The sequence below is a fragment of the Rhizobium sp. BK181 genome, from assembly GCF_014193305.1.
Taxonomy (GTDB): Bacteria; Pseudomonadota; Alphaproteobacteria; order Rhizobiales; family Rhizobiaceae; genus Rhizobium.
In genome coordinates this window covers 227,289-243,167 of record NZ_JACHZA010000003.1, presented here as the reverse complement: position 1 = coordinate 243,167, position 15,879 = coordinate 227,289, and the positions used below count along the sequence as shown (strand labels likewise).

Sequence of the window (15,879 nt, the reverse complement as noted above, 5' to 3'; positions counted from 1 at the left end):
GCCGGCGGGGAGAATGAAGGTGGACGAAGCAAGCGGTGTATCGGCGAAAGCCCAGACGACCCCGGCAGCCAAGCCGGAGCGTGGCAAGGCCGTGAAGCTGGTCGATCGGGTCTTTGATCAGTTGCAGGAGCGCATTCGCTCTGGAAACTATCCTCCGGACTCGCGCCTTCCCGGCGAGCACGAACTTGCATCGATGCTCGGCGTCTCCCGCCCGATCGTGCGCGACGCCTTGGCACGGCTGCGCGATCAGGGAATCGTCTATGCCCGTCAGGGAGCGGGAACCTTTGTCAGTGCCCACGGTTCGCCGACGACGCAACTTTCCTATTCGCCGGTCAAGACGATCGCAGATATCCAGCGCTGCTATGAGTTTCGCCTGACGATCGAGCCTGCTGCCGCCTACTTTGCTGCCAAGCGTCGCGACGAGGCGGCGATCCAAAAGATTGCCGCTGCGCTTGCCGATCTGCGCGAGGCAACCAGCCACCAGCTTCATCGCACCGACGCCGACTTCACGTTCCATCGTGCGGTCACCGAAGCCGCCAACAATCACTACTACACGGCCTCGATCGACGCCCTGAAGGCACACATCGCTGTCGGCATGCACCTTCACGGCCTATCGCTTCTTGGTCCGCGTCAAGGCCTTGAGCAGGTCTACGAGGAACACAACAAGATTTACCTCGCCATCGTCGAAGGCCGCGCGGAAGACGCACGAGCCTTGATGAAGGCCCATCTTGAGGGCTCGCAGAGCCGCCTCTTCGAAGGCCGCGCTCTGGACCTTTCCATGTAGTTGCGGCAGTTGGCTTGACAGCTTTGCCGCTCTGGCTCTAACCTTTTCGCATTCACCAGGGGGGTCCCGGCAAGGGGCTGAGATACTGCTATCGCGCGCAGTGACCCGTTGAACCTGATCCAGTTCATACTGGCGTAGGGACGGTGCAAGCGCTCGAAGGCATTGGGTTCTCGCGTGGAATCCGTGCCGGCGTCTTTTCATCATTCCGGCTGATGACTGGGTCTCCAAACCTAAAACTTGGAGCCTCAAACCATGAATATTGCCGCAAAGAACATTACCCTGACCGTTACAACGGGCCCGCTACCGGCCTCCCGCAAGATCTACATCCCGGGCGAGATCCACCCCCATATCCGCGTTCCCATGCGCGAGATCAGCGTCCATCCGACGTCAGGAGAGCCGCCGGTCACGGTTTATGATTCGTCGGGCATCTATACCGTCGAGGGTGCCGACATCCGCATCGAGCAAGGCCTTCCAGAACTGCGCCGCAACTGGGTCGTCGCTCGCGGCGACGTTGAAGCCTATCGGGGTCGCCAGGTGCGCCCGGAGGATAACGGCTTTGCCAGTGGCGAACGGCTGACACCGGAATTTTCCGCCAAACGCCAGCCGCTCCGCGCCAAGGACGGCAAAGCCGTCACCCAACTCGCCTATGCGCGCGCCGGCATCATCACGCCGGAGATGGAGTTCATCGCGATCCGCGAAAATCTCGGACGCAAGGCGAAGGCAGAGGCAATGGTGCGCGACGGCGAGAGCTTCGGCGCCCATATTCCCGATCACGTCACGCCGGAATTCGTCCGCCAGGAGGTGGCTTCCGGCCGCGCGATCATCCCCGCCAACATCAACCACCCCGAATCCGAACCGATGATCATCGGCCGGAACTTCCTGGTGAAGATCAACGCGAATATCGGCAACTCCGCGGTTACGTCTTCGATGGCAGAAGAGGTCGAGAAGATGGTCTGGGCCGCGCGTTGGGGCGCCGATACCGTCATGGATCTCTCCACCGGCCGCAACATCCACAACATCCGCGAATGGATCATCCGCAATTCGCCGCTGCCGATCGGCACCGTTCCGCTCTATCAGGCGCTGGAGAAGGTCGAGGGCATTGCCGAGAACCTGACCTGGGAGGTCTATCGCGACACTCTGATCGAGCAAGCCGAGCAAGGCGTCGACTATTTTACCATCCACGCCGGCGTGCGGCTCCATTACATCCCGCTCACCGTCAACCGCGTTACCGGCATCGTCTCGCGCGGCGGCTCGATCATGGCCAAGTGGTGTCTTCATCACCATCGTGAGAGTTTCCTCTACGAGCATTTCGAAGAGATCTGCGACATCTGCCGAGCCTACGACGTCTCCTTCTCGCTCGGCGACGGCCTGCGTCCGGGTTCGATTGCCGACGCCAACGACGCCGCGCAATTCGCCGAGCTGGAGACCCTCGGCGAACTGACGAAGATCGCCTGGGCCAAGGACTGCCAAGTCATGATCGAGGGCCCGGGCCATGTCCCGATGCACAAGATCAAGGAAAACATGGACAAGCAGCTCGCCGTCTGCGGCGAGGCGCCTTTCTACACGCTGGGGCCACTGACGACAGATATCGCACCAGGCTACGACCACATTACTTCGGGAATCGGTGCCGCGATGATCGGCTGGTTCGGCACGGCAATGCTCTGCTACGTCACGCCGAAGGAGCATCTTGGCCTGCCCGACCGCAACGACGTGAAGACGGGCGTCATCACCTACAAGATCGCCGCCCATGCCGCCGATCTCGCCAAGGGGCATCCGGCCGCTCAATTGCGCGATGACGCCCTGTCGCGCGCTCGTTTCGAATTCCGATGGGAGGATCAATTCAACCTGTCGCTCGATCCGGAGACGGCCCGCAGCTTTCACGACGAGACGCTGCCGAAGGAAGCCCACAAGGTCGCGCACTTCTGCTCCATGTGCGGCCCGAAATTCTGCTCGATGCGGATATCACACGACATCCGCGCCGAGGCGCAGAAGGAAGGGCTCGACGCCATGGCGGCGAAATACCGCGAGGGCGGCGATCTCTATATGCCGATCGACGCCATCGAACAGTCGCGTGACTGAGATGCATGTCCTCGTCAAAGGGGCCGGCGTTGCCGGCCTTGCGGTCGCGCACGAACTCAGCCTTCGCGGCGCCGACGTCACCGTTATGAATCCAGGTTCTCACCAAGCGGCCTCATGGTTTGCTGGTGGCATGCTCGCGCCCTGGTGTGAGTGTGAAAGCGCCGACAAAGCCGTCTTGCTGTGCGGCGGGGATGCCATCGACCGTTGGGACACAATGCTGCCTGGCGAGGTCCAGCGAAACGGAACGCTGGTCGTTGCTCCAGCGCGTGACCAAGGCGAACTTGATCGCTTCGCCGGCCGCACCGGCGGCCATGAATGGCTGAACGACGAACAAATCTCTGCATTAGAACCGGCCTTGGCAGGCCGCTTCCGACGCGCGCTTTTCTTCCCGCTGGAGGGCCATCTCAATCCAAGGCGGGCGCTGGGTCTGCTGCGAGAAAAGCTGATCGCTCGGCGCGTCAAATTCATCGACCAGATGAATGAAACCACCGGCTACGACGACATCGTCGATTGCACGGGCGCAGCGCGCATAGGGCAGATGAGCGGACTTCGTGGCGTTCGCGGCGAGATGCTTTATCTGTACACTCAGGACGTTGCCCTCGCCAGACCGGTGCGCCTACTGCATCCCCGCTTCCCCGTCTATATCGTTCCGCGTGGAGATGGCTTGTTTATGGTTGGCGCCACCATGATCGAGACGGAACACGGTGGCCCGATTTCCGCGCGTTCAATGATGGAGCTGCTGAACGCCGCCTATGCCGTGCATCCCGCCTTTGCGGACGCGGCTGTCGTCGAAGCGGGTGTCGGAATCCGGCCGGCATTCGCCGATAATTTTCCGCGCGTGTCCCGCGAAGCCGATGCCGTCGTGCTGAACGGGCTCTACCGCCACGGCTTCTTGCTGGCGCCCGCGATGGCGAAGGAAGCGGTCGACCTTGTCTTCTCCCGAACCGAACCAGGAGGAAGTGACCGATGAAACTGATCGTCAACGGTGAGCATCACGACCTGATTGCACCAACGCTGTCCGAACTGCTGACGGTGATGGAATACGAAGGCGACTGGCTGGCGACCGCCGTCAACGACGAAATCGTCCACCGCGAGGATCGCGCCGACCATGCACTCAACGACAACGACAGGATCGAAATCCTGTCACCAATGCAGGGAGGCTGATCATGCTGAAGCTTTATGACGCCGAAGTCTCTTCCCGCCTGCTTCTAGGAACAGCACGATACCCCTCACCGGCGATCCTCGCGGAGGCCGTTAAACGATCGGGAACGGAGATCGTCACGGTCTCGCTGCGCCGTGAAACCGCAGGCGGACGAAGTGGTGGTGCGTTCTTCGAAATGATCCGCTCGCTTGGCGTTCGGGTTCTGCCGAACACGGCCGGTTGCCATGGGGTCTCCGAGGCCGTTTTGACGGCCAAGATGGCACGTGAGCTGTTCGGCACCAACTGGATCAAGCTGGAGGTGATCGGCAATCACGACACGCTCCAGCCTGACGTGTTCGGTCTGGTAGAGGCGGCAAGCATCCTTTCAGCCGACGGTTTTGAGGTCTTTCCCTACACGACCGACGACCTCGTGGTGGCGGAGAAGCTGCTCGAAGCGGGTTGCGGGGTATTGATGCCCTGGTGCGGCCCGATCGGCAGCGCCGCGGGACCGCTGAACCCAACGGCGCTCCGTTCTATGCGCGCGCATTTCCCGGACATTCCGCTTATCGTTGACGCCGGCATCGGTCGGCCGTCACACGCGACATCTGTCATGGAACTCGGCTTCGATGCCGTCCTCCTGAACACCGCCGTTGCCGGCGCCGGCGACCCGGTTGCCATGGCCAGTGCATTCGCCAAGGCGATCGAATCGGGTCATGAAGCTTTCGGCGCCGGCATGCTCGAACCGCGCGATGTCGCGGTTCCCTCGACACCCATCATCGGAAAGGCCGTATTCGCATGAGGCTCGATCCCTTCTATCTCATCGTTGATAGCGCCGAATGGATCGCGCGTCTGGTGCCGCTCGGCGTCAAGCTTGTGCAACTCAGGATCAAGGAGAAGGAAACGACCGAGTTACGCGCCGAAATTCGAACCGCAAAAGCAATTTGCGCAGCGCATGACTGCCAGCTGATCGTCAACGACTATTGGCAGCTGGCGATCGAGGAAAGATGCGATTTCGTCCACCTCGGTCAGGAGGATCTGGAAGCGGTCGACCTCGATACCATTCGCGCCGCTGGCTTGAAACTCGGCCTCTCTACGCACGACGATGCGGAGCTCGAGACTGCAATGGCGGCAAAGCCGGACTATATTGCGCTTGGTCCGATCTATCCGACCATTCTCAAGCAGATGAAATGGTTGCCGCAGGGACCAGAACGCCTCCGCACATGGAAGGCGCAGGTGGGCGACCTGCCGCTCGTCGCCATCGGCGGCTTGAACGTCGATCGAATTGAACGGGTCTTCGCGCACGGAGCGGATAGCGCCGCTGTCGTGACCGATATCACGCGCAGCGCTGATCCCGAAACGCGGACACGGGAGTGGCTCGCTGCCACCACACGCTGGCGAGCTGCCAAAACGTCACCGCATCGGTAGTAGGACCGGGCAGCGAGGGGCGTGCTGTCGCACGCCTTCAAAAATGATTGATTTGCGCATTCTCCTTCGCCATTTTCAAACAGGGGCGAACAACAGGTTGGGCTTGGCACGCATGTTACAACGGACCGAGGAAACGGATGCCGCGCTAATCGACAGGCTTCAGCAAGGCGCATTCAATTATTTCCCGAAGCACTACAATCCCGCCAACGGGCTCGTCGCGGACACGTCCATCACGGGGGTCCCCTGCAGCATCGCCGCGGTCGGTTTTTCCCTATCGTCCTATCCAGTCGCCGTCGAGCGTGGCTGGATGCAGCGGTCCGACGCGATCGACTACACACTGAAGACACTTTGTTTCTTTGCCAACGGTCACCAAGGCCGTGAGCGACACGCGATCGGCTATCGCGGCTTCTTCTATCACTTCCTGCATATGGATACGGGCCACCGCGCCTGGAACAGCGAGCTGTCGACGATCGACACTACGCTTCTGGTGGCAGGCATGTTGACCGCCGCCGCCTATTTCGACCGCAACACCGAAGCCGAAACGGAGATTCGCAGGCTCGCGAGTTTGGTTTACGAGAGGATCGACTGGCACTGGGCGCTGAACAAAGGCCAGACCGTTTGCATGGGCTGGAAGCCAGGCAGTGGTTTCCTGCGTTGGCGGTGGCAGGGCTATGATGAAGCAGTTCTGCTTTATACGCTGGCTCTTGCCTCCCCGACGCATCCGATCCCGGCGTCAAGCTATGAGGCCTTTACCGCGAGCTATTCGTGGATGCTGTTTGGCGACCAGCCCTATCTCTATGCCGGCCCGCTCTTCATTCACTTCTTCTCGCATGCGTGGATCGATTTCCGTGGGATCCAGGACAAGGCAATGGCCGAGCGCAACTGGGATTATTTCCGGAACACCCAGTTATCGATCGCCGTGCAGCGAGACTATGCCGAGCGCAATCCCGGCCACTTCGTCGGCTACAACAAGGACATATGGGGCCTGTCCGCCTCGGATGGCCCGCCTCCCACCCGCAACATGCGTGGCGGTCGGCATCCGCGCGTGCTCGGCTATGCTGCGCGTGGCGCACCGCTCGGGCCGGATGATGGCACGATTGCTCCCTGGGCAGCGCTTGCATCGCTGCCATATGACCGCCGAGCCTCGCTCGATGGTCTTCGCGCCCTGATATCCACCTATCCGAACCTGCTCTACGAGGATCGTTTCCCCGGTGGATTCAACCCGACGGTCAAGACCAAGCGACCTGAGGGCTGGGTCGACGACCGCTGCGTCGGCATCGACCAGGGACTGCTGGTGATGACAATCGAAAACGATCGGTCCGATTTCATTTGGAGCCTTATGCGGCGTTCATCGGTTATCCGGCGCGGTCTCGAGCTAGCGGGATTTAGCGGCGGCTGGTTATCGGAAGACGAGAGTTCCGAACTCAAGATCGCCTGATCAGCGGCTTCCGAGAACGTGCGCCTTGCCGGCGATGTCGAGACGCACATGATCTCCGCGCTCCGGAAGCGCCACGCTTGAGGTCTTGATCATGATGGGGGGCAGGGCAACGCCTTCCAACGACACGGCGACGGTGCAGGTCGCCCCGCCGAACTCGACCTCGACGACCCGCCCGCGGTAGGTCTGCGCGCTTTCATCGGGAACGACGCGGATCTGTTCAGGCCGCAGCATGATCTCGACTTTACCTCTATGGCCGCCATCGACGGCGACGCGGCCGAGCGCACAATCGGCAAAGCCGTTGCGAACAATGGCCGGAAGCATAACCGCGTCTCCGAGAAACAGGGCTGTCTCGCGATCAATCGGCTGCAAGTAAACCGATTGCGGTGACCCGGCCTGGATCAACCGGCCTTCCCGCAGGACGGCGACCTGATCGGCAAAGGAGAGCGCTTCCGCCTGGTCATGGGTGACGAGGATCGTCGTGATGCCTGCTGACTGTAGGACGCGCGCCACGGCCTTGCGCATATTCTCACGCAGACCGGTATCGAGTGCTGAAAACGGTTCATCGAGCAGCATCAGGCGCGGCTTGCGGCCAAGCGCGCGGGCCAGGGCCACGCGCTGCTGCTGACCGCCGGAAAGCTGGTGCGGCCGGCGGGTGAGCATGTTGCGGTCAAGCTCAACCATATCGAGTAGATCGACAATGCGTCGCTCGCGATCGGGGGCGCCGCGCTCGAAGCCAAAACCGATGTTGTCGGCGACACTCAGATGCGGAAACAGCGCGCCATCCTGCGACACGATACCGATGCCTCGCTTGTGCGCGGGCACCGTTGCCGGACCGTCGGCCAGAAGCTCGTCATTCAGCGTGACGCGACCGCTATCAGGCTGCTCGAAGCCGGCAATAATGCGCAGCAGCGTCGTCTTTCCCGACCCCGAAGGCCCGACCACGGCGGTGCGGCTTCCGGCGGCGACATCGAATGAGATGTTCTGCAATGCCTGGACATGCCCGTAGCGCTTGCTGATGCGATCAATCGTAAGCAGCGTCATTGTCCGGCAGTCCGTTTCGATTGGGCATAGAGAAGGAGGGTGAGCGGCAGCGATAGCACGACCATCATGAATGCGTAAGGCGCGGCCGCGACGTAGTCGATCTCGCTGGTCAGCGACCAGAACTTCGTGGCGAGAGTTTCCACCCCATTGGGTGCCAGCATCAATGTCGCGGTGAGCTCATTGGTAATGCCGAGACCAACGAGGGCGACGCTGGCCGCCGCACCCGGCGCGGCCAGTCGCATGGTGATCTGTCGCACAGCCTGGGCAGGCGTCCGCCCAAGGCCCATTGCGGCCCGCTCAAGCTCTACGGGCGCCTGGGCGATGCTTGCCCGCAGGCCTACCATGGCACGTGGCAGGAACAGCAGGATGTAGGCAGCAACAAGGGTCGCGAAGGTTTGATAGAGAGGCAGAACGAGCCGGACCGTAATCGTCACCAGCGCAAGCGCGACGACCACGCCAGGCAATGAGCCGACATAATAATGGCAGGCCTCGAGCAGGCGCTGAAGACGCCCCGGCGCTCGGACGGAAAGCCAAGCCATTGGTGCCGCGGCAATCGTGGCAAGAATGCCGCCGGAGATGGCAAGAATGATGGTTTGCACAAACGCATTGCCGACCGTGTCGACGCGCCAGACTTCAAGCCCACCCAGATAGAGCCACCGCACGAGCGTCACGAGGGGAACCCCGAGGGTCAATGCCGCCAGCCCCACCTGAAGCACGATCGCCGGCACTGCGAACCAGCCGAGCCGACGGCGATCCGCCGGCCGTGCCGAGCCGGAGCCGACGCGGGCATATCGTTCGTTGCCGCGCAACAGGATTTCGAGACCCAGCAAAAGCAAGCAGCAAGCGACCAGAACACCACCCAGCATGTTGGCGGCCGGGCTATTGTAAGCGGATTGGAACTGGTCGACGATCGCGGTCGCGAAGGTGTCGAAACGGATCATCACGAAGAGGCCGTACTCCGACAGCAGGTGCAGCCCGATCAGCAGCGAACCGCCGCAAATGGCGAAGCGCAGCTGCGGCAGGATCGTGCGAAAGAACAGACGCCAAGGCCCGAGGCCAAGGGAAGAAGCCGCGTCCTCAATGGCGGGATCAAGCCGGCGAAGCGCGGCAGCAACCGGCAAATAGAGAAACGGAAAATACGCCAGCACGGACACGAAGACACCGCTCTGCAGCCCACGCATCCCCGGTACGAGACTGATCCAGGCGTAGCTATGGACGAAGGCCGGCACCGCGAGGGGCGCGACAGCCAGCCACGACCAAAGCCGTGCGAAGGGTATGTCCGTCCGTTCGACCAGCCAGGCCAGCGTGACAGCAAGAGCTATCGACAGAGGAATGGTGAAGGCTTCCAACAGCACCGTGTTGACGAGCAGTTCGCCGACACGCGCGCGGAAAACGAGCTCCCTGACGGTCTGCCAGCCGACATCAAAGGTGATCCAGCCGATAAAACCAAGCGGAACCAGGCTAAACAACGCCACGACGGAGGCAAAGAGAATGACGGAAGCGTGAGGCAGACGCGCCCGCAGCCGATCTATTCCTGTCACGGGCCGTGCCATCGGCCCTTCATGGCCGGGAACAAGCAATCTGTTGTCCTGCAGCAAGGCCGCCGCCTTCACACGCTGAAAAAGGAAGGCAACCGCCCACGGAAGACGGTTGCCGATTTCGTCATGCCCTACGTTTTTCTTGAGCCAAAAGCAACAGTTTTGACCAGCCGGACATGTGTCAGAAGGACTTAGATGATACCGGCGGCGGTCATCAGTTCCGTCACCTTCTTGCTGTTCAAGTTGGCCGCATCGACCTTCGGCGCATCGAGGTCAGCCAGCGGGACCAGCTTGTCGTTCGATGCTGCATCCTTGCCGACAGCATATTCGTAGGAGGTGCCATTCTTCAGGATGTCCTGACCGGGCTTGCCGGTTACGAACTTGAGGAAAGCCTGAGCATCCTTGGCATGCTGGCTCGACTTCAAAACGCCGCCACCCGAGACGCTGACGAAAGCACCCGGATCCTGGTTCTTGAAGTAGTGCAGACCTACGTTCTTGCTGTTTTCACCGGTCTTCCCCTGATCGCCGAACCAGTAGTAGTGATAGATCACCGCCCCCTCGACTTCACCCGCATTCACCGCCTTCATCGCGACGCTGTTGCCCTTGTAGGGTGTGGAGTTTTCCTTGAGCGCCTTAAGCCAAGCCGCAGTTGCTTCCTCGCCCTTGAGCTCGAGCAAGGCGCTGACGATCGCCTGGAAGTCAGCGCCGGCCGGCGAAGCACCCCAGCGACCCTTCCACGCCGGATCGGCGAGGTCGAGCAGCGACTTCGGGAGCTTGTCTTCGGTCAGCTTCGTCTTGTCGTAAGCAAAAACCGTCGAACGGGCAGCAATGCCGGTCCACATGCCGTCGGACGGACGATATTGCTCGGGAACCTGGTCCAGCGTTTCCTTGTCGACCGGCGCAAAGAGGCCAGCGGCGTCGACAAGCGTCATGGCCGGGGAGTTCTCGGTCAGGAAAACGTCGGCTGGCGACGCGTCGCCTTCCTGGACGATCTGGTTTGCGAGCTGCATGTCGCTGCCCTGGCGCATCGTCACCTTGATGCCGGTTGCCTTGGTGAACGCGTCGATCCACTCGCGGCCAAGGCTTTCGTGCTGAGCGTTGTAGACGACAATGCCTTCGGATTCTTGCGCCACGGCGGCGCCGGTGGCCAACGACGTTGCGGCAACGAGCGAAGCGGCAAGCGCCAGCGCGCCGGAAACGCGGTTAAGGGAAGTTTTCATGAAGCCCTCCATGGTGTTTCACCCGAGATCCCCAGGGTGATGGAGCCCGTATATTTTTGTTGATTTCGCATTTCAAGTTTTAGTGATGCCGTTGGCATCACAAATACTTGAAAACATTCGTCAGGTTTAGAATCATTCTAGAGCGTGCGGATTGCGGCGATGACTTCATCCTCCACGTCAATGCCATGTTCCAGTGCCTGCCGTCGGGCCGTTTGGCCGCGACGTCCTGGAAGCCGTACACCGGGATCGGAGGAAATCTCGCCGACCAGCATAGCCAGTCGATCGGCGACGCCTTTCCCACCGCTGGCCGCGGGGTTGATGACCATAAGCATCTGACCAAGGCCGGGCGCTGAGCCCTTGTCATCAAAGAGCGAGGAGGACTCGAAGGAAAAATTGGCCCCAGTCAATGCGCCAGCGAGGAACTCCACCATCATCGCCAATGCAGCGCCCTTGGCTTCTCCAGAGGGAGCCATCGTCCCCTCGAGTGCCGCAATCGCATCCGTCGTCGGCTCGCCATTGCGGTCAAAAGCCCAATTCGCAGGAATGGCGACGCCTTTTTGGCGCGCAGCCATCACCTTGCCACGGGCGACGCGTGACAAAGCAAGATCAATGACAAGAGGGTCAGCACCCGGAATTGGCGCGGCGAACGCGATGGGATTCGTTCCAAAGACGGGTTTCCGTCCACCCCAAGCGGCCATGGACGCCGTGGCGTTCGCGACCATCAGAGCGACAAAGCCCATTTCCGCAAACCGCTCGACGGTTAAGGCAAGGACGCCGGCATGGTGCGAACGATGAACCGCAGCCAGAGCGATCCCTTGCTGCAGGACAATCTCCGGAAGCGCGGTCGCCGCGAGATCGAAGGCCGGATAGGCGTAGCCATGGCAGGCGTCGATCCGCACGACCGCGGGAAACGGCCGTTCGAGCCGCGGCTTGGCAAACCCGTCGACCTTGCCTGCCTTCGCCTGCTTTGCGTAGGCCTCGACCCGGCGCAAACCATGACCACCCTGCCCGGCGGCCTCGGCGGCAACGAGAGCCCTCGCAACCGAACGTGCATTGGCCTCGTCCACACGATTGCGCACCAGGGCGTCGACAACCAGCGTTTCCGCCGCAGATAGGGTCAGATGCATAGCGACCTGCGAAAAAGAAAAGGGTGATGACGTGTTATGCCATCACCCTGACAGCTGCAATGCAGCAACGGTCATTCGACGTCGAACTTTACGCCCTGCGCAAGCGGCAAGGTCTTGCCGTAATTGACGGTGTTCGTCGCCCTACGCATGTAGGCTCTCCAGGCATCCGAACCGGATTCGCGGCCGCCACCAGTTTCCTTTTCGCCGCCGAAGGCACCACCGATTTCGGCCCCGGACGGACCGAGGTTGACGTTGGCGATGCCGCAATCCGAACCGCGAGCAGAAACGAAGGTCTCGGCCTCGCGCATGTCGTTCGTGAAGATCGAAGAGGACAGCCCCTGCGGCACCGCGTTGTGCAGGTCCAGCACCTGGTCGAAATCCGTGTACTTCATCACGTAGAGGATCGGCGCAAAGGTCTCATGCTCGACGGGGCCGGTTTGATGGGGCATTTCAACGAGCGCCGGACGAACATAGAAAGCGTCTGCCGCACCGTTTTCGACGCGCTCGCCACCCGTGATCTTACCGCCGCCAGCCCTCGCCTGCTCAAGAGCCGACTGCATGTTCGTAAAGGCCTGTTTGTCGATCAGAGGTCCTACAAGCGTCCCCGTTTCCAGCGGGTTGCCAATCGAGACCGAGCCATAGGCCTTCTGCAGGCGTGGAACGAGCTTGTCGTAGACGCTCTCGTGAACGAACAGGCGGCGCAGCGTCGTGCAACGCTGACCGGCCGTCCCCATGGCGGAAAAGGCGACGCCCCGCAGCGTCAGGTCCAGATCGGCCGTCGGGCAGATGATCGCGGCATTGTTGCCGCCGAGCTCGAGGATCGATCGGGCAAAGCGCTGTGACAAGCGGGGACCGACAACGCGGCCCATGGCCGTCGAGCCGGTGGCGGAGACGAGCGGCACCTTGGGATGGTCGACAAGGACTTCCCCGACATCGCGTCCACCAATGAGCAACGTCGACAGGTTCGACGGAGCGACTCCGCCTTCGGCGACAAAGCGCTTCAGAGCCTTTTCAAACAGGGCCTGAACGGCAAGCGCCGTCAGCGGCGTCTTCTCAGACGGCTTCCAGACTGTTGAGTTACCGCAAACCAGCGCCAGGGCAGCATTCCAGGACCAGACGGCCACCGGGAAATTGAAGGCCGAGATGATGCCGACCACGCCCAAGGGGTGCCAGCTTTCCATCATCCGGTGCTCTGACCGTTCGGTGGCAATGGTCAGACCGTAGAGCTGACGCGACAAGCCGACGGCAAAGTCGCAGATGTCGATCATTTCCTGGACTTCGCCGAGACCCTCGGAGGTGATCTTGCCAACCTCGATCGAGACCAGGCGACCGAGTGCGGCTTTTGCCGCTCGGAGTTCTTCGCCGAGCAGGCGGACGAGTTCGCCGCGCTTCGGAGCCGGGACGGCCCGCCACTCGAGGAATGCCTTGTGTGCCGCCTCGATGGCGTCCTTTGCTTCCGAGGCAGAATGCTCCTTCAGCGCACCGATCTCCTTGCCGGTTACCGGCGAGGTAACGCGAAGGGTGCCGCCGGTATAGCGGTCGGCGCCGACGCCCAGTTCCGTAAGCAGGTTTTTCGTCTCGGTGGCGAGATCAAGTGCGGAGATGGTCATGGGTTCAACCTCGGTTTCTCAAAATCGGGCGTCTGCGAAATGGGCCACTTGGGCGCCGGCTTCGTACCACATTTCCTTCACGGCGCGGAAGCTCGGTTCGGACGGCGCTGTCAGGGGCAGCGGCAGATCCGCTTCCGTTGTCTGCCCCAGGATAAGCTGCGCAAGCGTGCGGCCAAACACCGTGCCGGGCGCGATCCCGCGACCATTATAGCCGGAGAAGCCTACAACATTCGGCGCGAACCTGTGGAAGCGCGGCAATGCATTGTCGGTCATCCCGATCTTGCCGTACCACTCGCATTCGAACTCGACATCGCCAAGCTGCGGAAAGAGCTTCTTCAAGGAGCGTTTGGCCCAGGCCGTGTGGATCTGAAGCCCGGTATTGCGTAGCGCACCGACACTGCCGAAGACCAAACGCCCGGCCTGGTCCATGCGATAGGAGGAGAGGATTTCCTTCGTATCCCATACGCCTTCGCGCCCAGCGAGGATGGAGCGGCGCAAATTGTCGCTGAGCGGCCGGGTTGCAAGATTGAAATAGGGCAGATGGACCTGCTCGTTGCGCACCGCTTCCCAAGGGCCGGTGCTATAGGCGTCCGTCGCCACAATGATCCAGTCGGCCGTAACCTCTCCCTTTGCCGTCCTGACGGTCCAGCGATTGCCTTTCCGCTCAGTCCCGATGACGGGGCTCGACGTGTGGATTGAAACGCCAGCCTTGACTGCCGCATGCGCAAGGCCGCGCGCGTAGGCGAGCGGCTGCAGCGTACCGGCGCGCATATCCAGCAACGACCCCGTATAGGCGCTGCTGCCGACGCGCTTGGCCGTCTCCGCCGCGTCGAGCACTGTCACCGGCGCGCCGCGTGCCGCCCATTGCCGCGCACGATCCTCGATTTCCTTCAGGCCACTTTCGCCGACGGCGACGTGAAGCGTGCCGTTTCGTTCAAGCTCGCAGGCGATGCCGTGCTTGTCGATCAATTCCATCACAAGCCGTGGCGCGTTGCCCAACAAGTCGAGCAGACGTTCGCCGTAGACGGGGCCGAGAACGCCCGGAAGATCGTCCGGCATGACCCACATGCCGGCGTTGATGAGGCCGACGTTGCGGCCTGCACCACCGAAGCCGATCTCCTTGGCTTCCAGCAACACGACCTTCGAACCCGCGTTCGCCAGATGGAGACTGGAGGAAAGACCGGTATAGCCGCCCCCCACAACCACGACATCGGCACTCACACTGCCCGCGAGTGAGGAGGTAACGGGCGGCTGAGGAGCGGTTTTTTCCCAGAGACCATGGGAGCGGGGATCGTTCAGCATCGATCAAAATCCATTGGTTAAGCAGGCAGCATTCTAGCGCCGTGCGATTGCTTGTTAAACCGCTGATCAGGTTGCCGATCGCAGCCCAGGAGGCCGTAGCGGGCAGTTCGATCGTAGTTTCAGTTCATTCCAATTCTGTCAGATGAATGACTTTACAAAGCTGGATAAGCCCTAAATATCGACATTTAGGAAATAGCTTATTCTGAAATGGAATGATCGGTGCTGCTTTCACGACGCTTTCTTCCATCGACATCCTTGCTTGTGGCCTTTGAGTCGGTCTCGCGCACAGGCAGCGTGACGGCCGCCGCGCGTGAACTCGACCTCACCCAGAGCGCCGTCAGCCGTCAGATAAAGGCGCTGGAAGAGCAGCTCGGCGTCGAGCTGTTCGTGCGCGAACGCCAGACGGTACGATTGACGCTCGCCGGCGACGGCTACGCCCGCGAGATACGCGAAGCGCTTCGGCGCATTTCGAGCGCATCGCTGAACCTGCGCGCCAATCCGCACGGCGGTACGCTCAATCTGGCGATTCTTCCTACCTTCGGGACGCGTTGGCTGGCACCCCGGCTGGGAGGCTTCCTGGCGGCCAATCCGGGAGTGACGATCAATCTTGTCACCCGGCTTTCGCCCTTCGACTTCCGGCTCGATTCGATCGATGCGGCCATTCATTTCGGCCACGCGCATTGGCCGGGGGCGGAGCTGACATTTCTGATGTCGGAGAAAACTGTGCCGGCCTGCAGCCCCGAATTCCGCAGCCGACACGCGATCAAAGTTGCAGAGGACCTGCTTCAAGCTCCGCTACTGCACCTGACGACGCGCCCGGATGCATGGGAGCGCTGGTTCGCAGACAGCGGCGTGAGCTTTCAAACCGTGCACGGCATGCTTTTCGATCAGTTTGCGACTGCGGCGCAAGCAGCGATGGCCGGTCTCGGTGTTGCGCTGCTTCCAACGTTCCTGATTCAAGATGAACTGAAACGCGGCGATCTGGTTGCAGCCGTCGACCGAGAAATGGAAAGCAGCGAGCACTACTATCTCGTCTATCCACCGGAGCGGGCCGACTACGCGCCGCTAGCAGCATTTCGCGATTGGATCGTTCGGGAAGCCGCCATATGACGGAACAGCTTGCGCCGGCATGGTGCTTTCGACCATTATGCCGCAACCAAAATATGATGCAGGA

The 15,879-nt window shown here is 61.4% G+C and carries 14 protein-coding genes and 1 riboswitch; of the genes, 8 read left to right on the top strand and 6 right to left on the bottom strand.

Going from position 1 to position 15,879, the window contains the following annotated elements; translation table 11 throughout:
* Window positions 1-13: 13 nt before the first annotated feature.
* From FHT77_RS11070 to FHT77_RS11040, 7 genes are all read left to right on the top strand, one after another.
* Entirely contained in the window at window positions 14-784 is a 771-nt protein-coding gene (locus tag FHT77_RS11070; protein ID WP_183755105.1) for a FadR/GntR family transcriptional regulator, read from the top strand.
* 47 nt (window positions 785-831) lie between these two features.
* Window positions 832-943: riboswitch (TPP riboswitch) on the top strand.
* Between the two features lie 93 nt (window positions 944-1,036).
* Entirely contained in the window at window positions 1,037-2,863 is a 1,827-nt protein-coding gene (gene thiC / locus FHT77_RS11065) for a phosphomethylpyrimidine synthase ThiC (protein ID WP_183755104.1), read from the top strand.
* Window position 2,864: 1 nt separating this feature from the next.
* Window positions 2,865-3,833, top strand: a complete 969-nt coding sequence (gene thiO, locus FHT77_RS11060; RefSeq protein WP_183755325.1) for a glycine oxidase ThiO — start codon at window positions 2,865-2,867, stop codon at window positions 3,831-3,833.
* Complete coding sequence (gene thiS / locus FHT77_RS11055) at window positions 3,830-4,027, top strand: sulfur carrier protein ThiS (RefSeq protein WP_183755103.1); 198 nt, start codon at window positions 3,830-3,832, stop codon at window positions 4,025-4,027. The genes thiO and thiS overlap by 4 nt, the downstream gene beginning before the upstream one ends.
* Window positions 4,028-4,029: 2 nt before the next feature.
* Complete coding sequence (locus FHT77_RS11050; RefSeq protein WP_183755102.1) at window positions 4,030-4,803, top strand: thiazole synthase; 774 nt, start codon at window positions 4,030-4,032, stop codon at window positions 4,801-4,803.
* The gene (locus FHT77_RS11045; protein ID WP_183755101.1) at window positions 4,800-5,429 is read left to right on the top strand and encodes a thiamine phosphate synthase; all 630 of its coding nucleotides are present in this window, start codon (window positions 4,800-4,802) and stop codon (window positions 5,427-5,429) included. The genes FHT77_RS11050 and FHT77_RS11045 overlap by 4 nt, the downstream gene beginning before the upstream one ends.
* A gap of 112 nt (window positions 5,430-5,541) precedes the next feature.
* The gene (locus FHT77_RS11040; RefSeq protein WP_183755100.1) at window positions 5,542-6,867 is read left to right on the top strand and encodes a glucoamylase family protein; all 1,326 of its coding nucleotides are present in this window, start codon (window positions 5,542-5,544) and stop codon (window positions 6,865-6,867) included.
* Here the strand turns inward: FHT77_RS11040 and FHT77_RS11035 are convergent, their stop codons facing one another.
* The 6 genes from FHT77_RS11035 to FHT77_RS11010 all read right to left on the bottom strand — a co-directional run bounded on the left by FHT77_RS11035 (window position 6,868) and on the right by FHT77_RS11010 (window position 14,705).
* Window positions 6,868-7,908: an ABC transporter ATP-binding protein gene (locus tag FHT77_RS11035; protein ID WP_183755099.1), complete on the bottom strand. Its 1,041-nt coding sequence runs from the start codon at window positions 7,906-7,908 to the stop codon at window positions 6,868-6,870.
* A complete protein-coding gene (locus tag FHT77_RS11030) occupies window positions 7,905-9,461 on the bottom strand; it encodes an ABC transporter permease (protein WP_210280862.1) in 1,557 nt (518 codons plus the stop codon). Before FHT77_RS11030 ends, FHT77_RS11035 begins: the two co-directional genes overlap by 4 nt.
* Window positions 9,462-9,637: 176 nt before the next feature.
* Window positions 9,638-10,666 carry an iron ABC transporter substrate-binding protein gene (locus FHT77_RS11025; RefSeq protein ID WP_016556703.1) on the bottom strand — a complete coding sequence of 343 codons (1,029 nt, stop codon included), beginning with the start codon at window positions 10,664-10,666 and terminating at the stop codon, window positions 9,638-9,640.
* Window positions 10,667-10,803: 137 nt separating this feature from the next.
* Entirely contained in the window at window positions 10,804-11,793 is a 990-nt protein-coding gene (locus FHT77_RS11020) for an Ldh family oxidoreductase (RefSeq protein ID WP_183755098.1), read from the bottom strand.
* Between the two features lie 71 nt (window positions 11,794-11,864).
* Window positions 11,865-13,403, bottom strand: coding sequence for an aldehyde dehydrogenase family protein (locus FHT77_RS11015; protein ID WP_183755097.1), 1,539 nt, complete (start codon window positions 13,401-13,403; stop codon window positions 11,865-11,867).
* Between the two features lie 18 nt (window positions 13,404-13,421).
* Window positions 13,422-14,705, bottom strand: a complete 1,284-nt coding sequence (locus FHT77_RS11010) for an NAD(P)/FAD-dependent oxidoreductase (protein ID WP_183755096.1) — start codon at window positions 14,703-14,705, stop codon at window positions 13,422-13,424.
* Window positions 14,706-14,924: 219 nt separating this feature from the next.
* Here FHT77_RS11010 and FHT77_RS11005 point away from each other — a divergent pair, with 219 nt between their 5' ends.
* Window positions 14,925-15,815: a LysR family transcriptional regulator gene (locus tag FHT77_RS11005; protein ID WP_183755095.1), complete on the top strand. Its 891-nt coding sequence runs from the start codon at window positions 14,925-14,927 to the stop codon at window positions 15,813-15,815.
* Window positions 15,816-15,879: the final 64 nt, after the last annotated feature.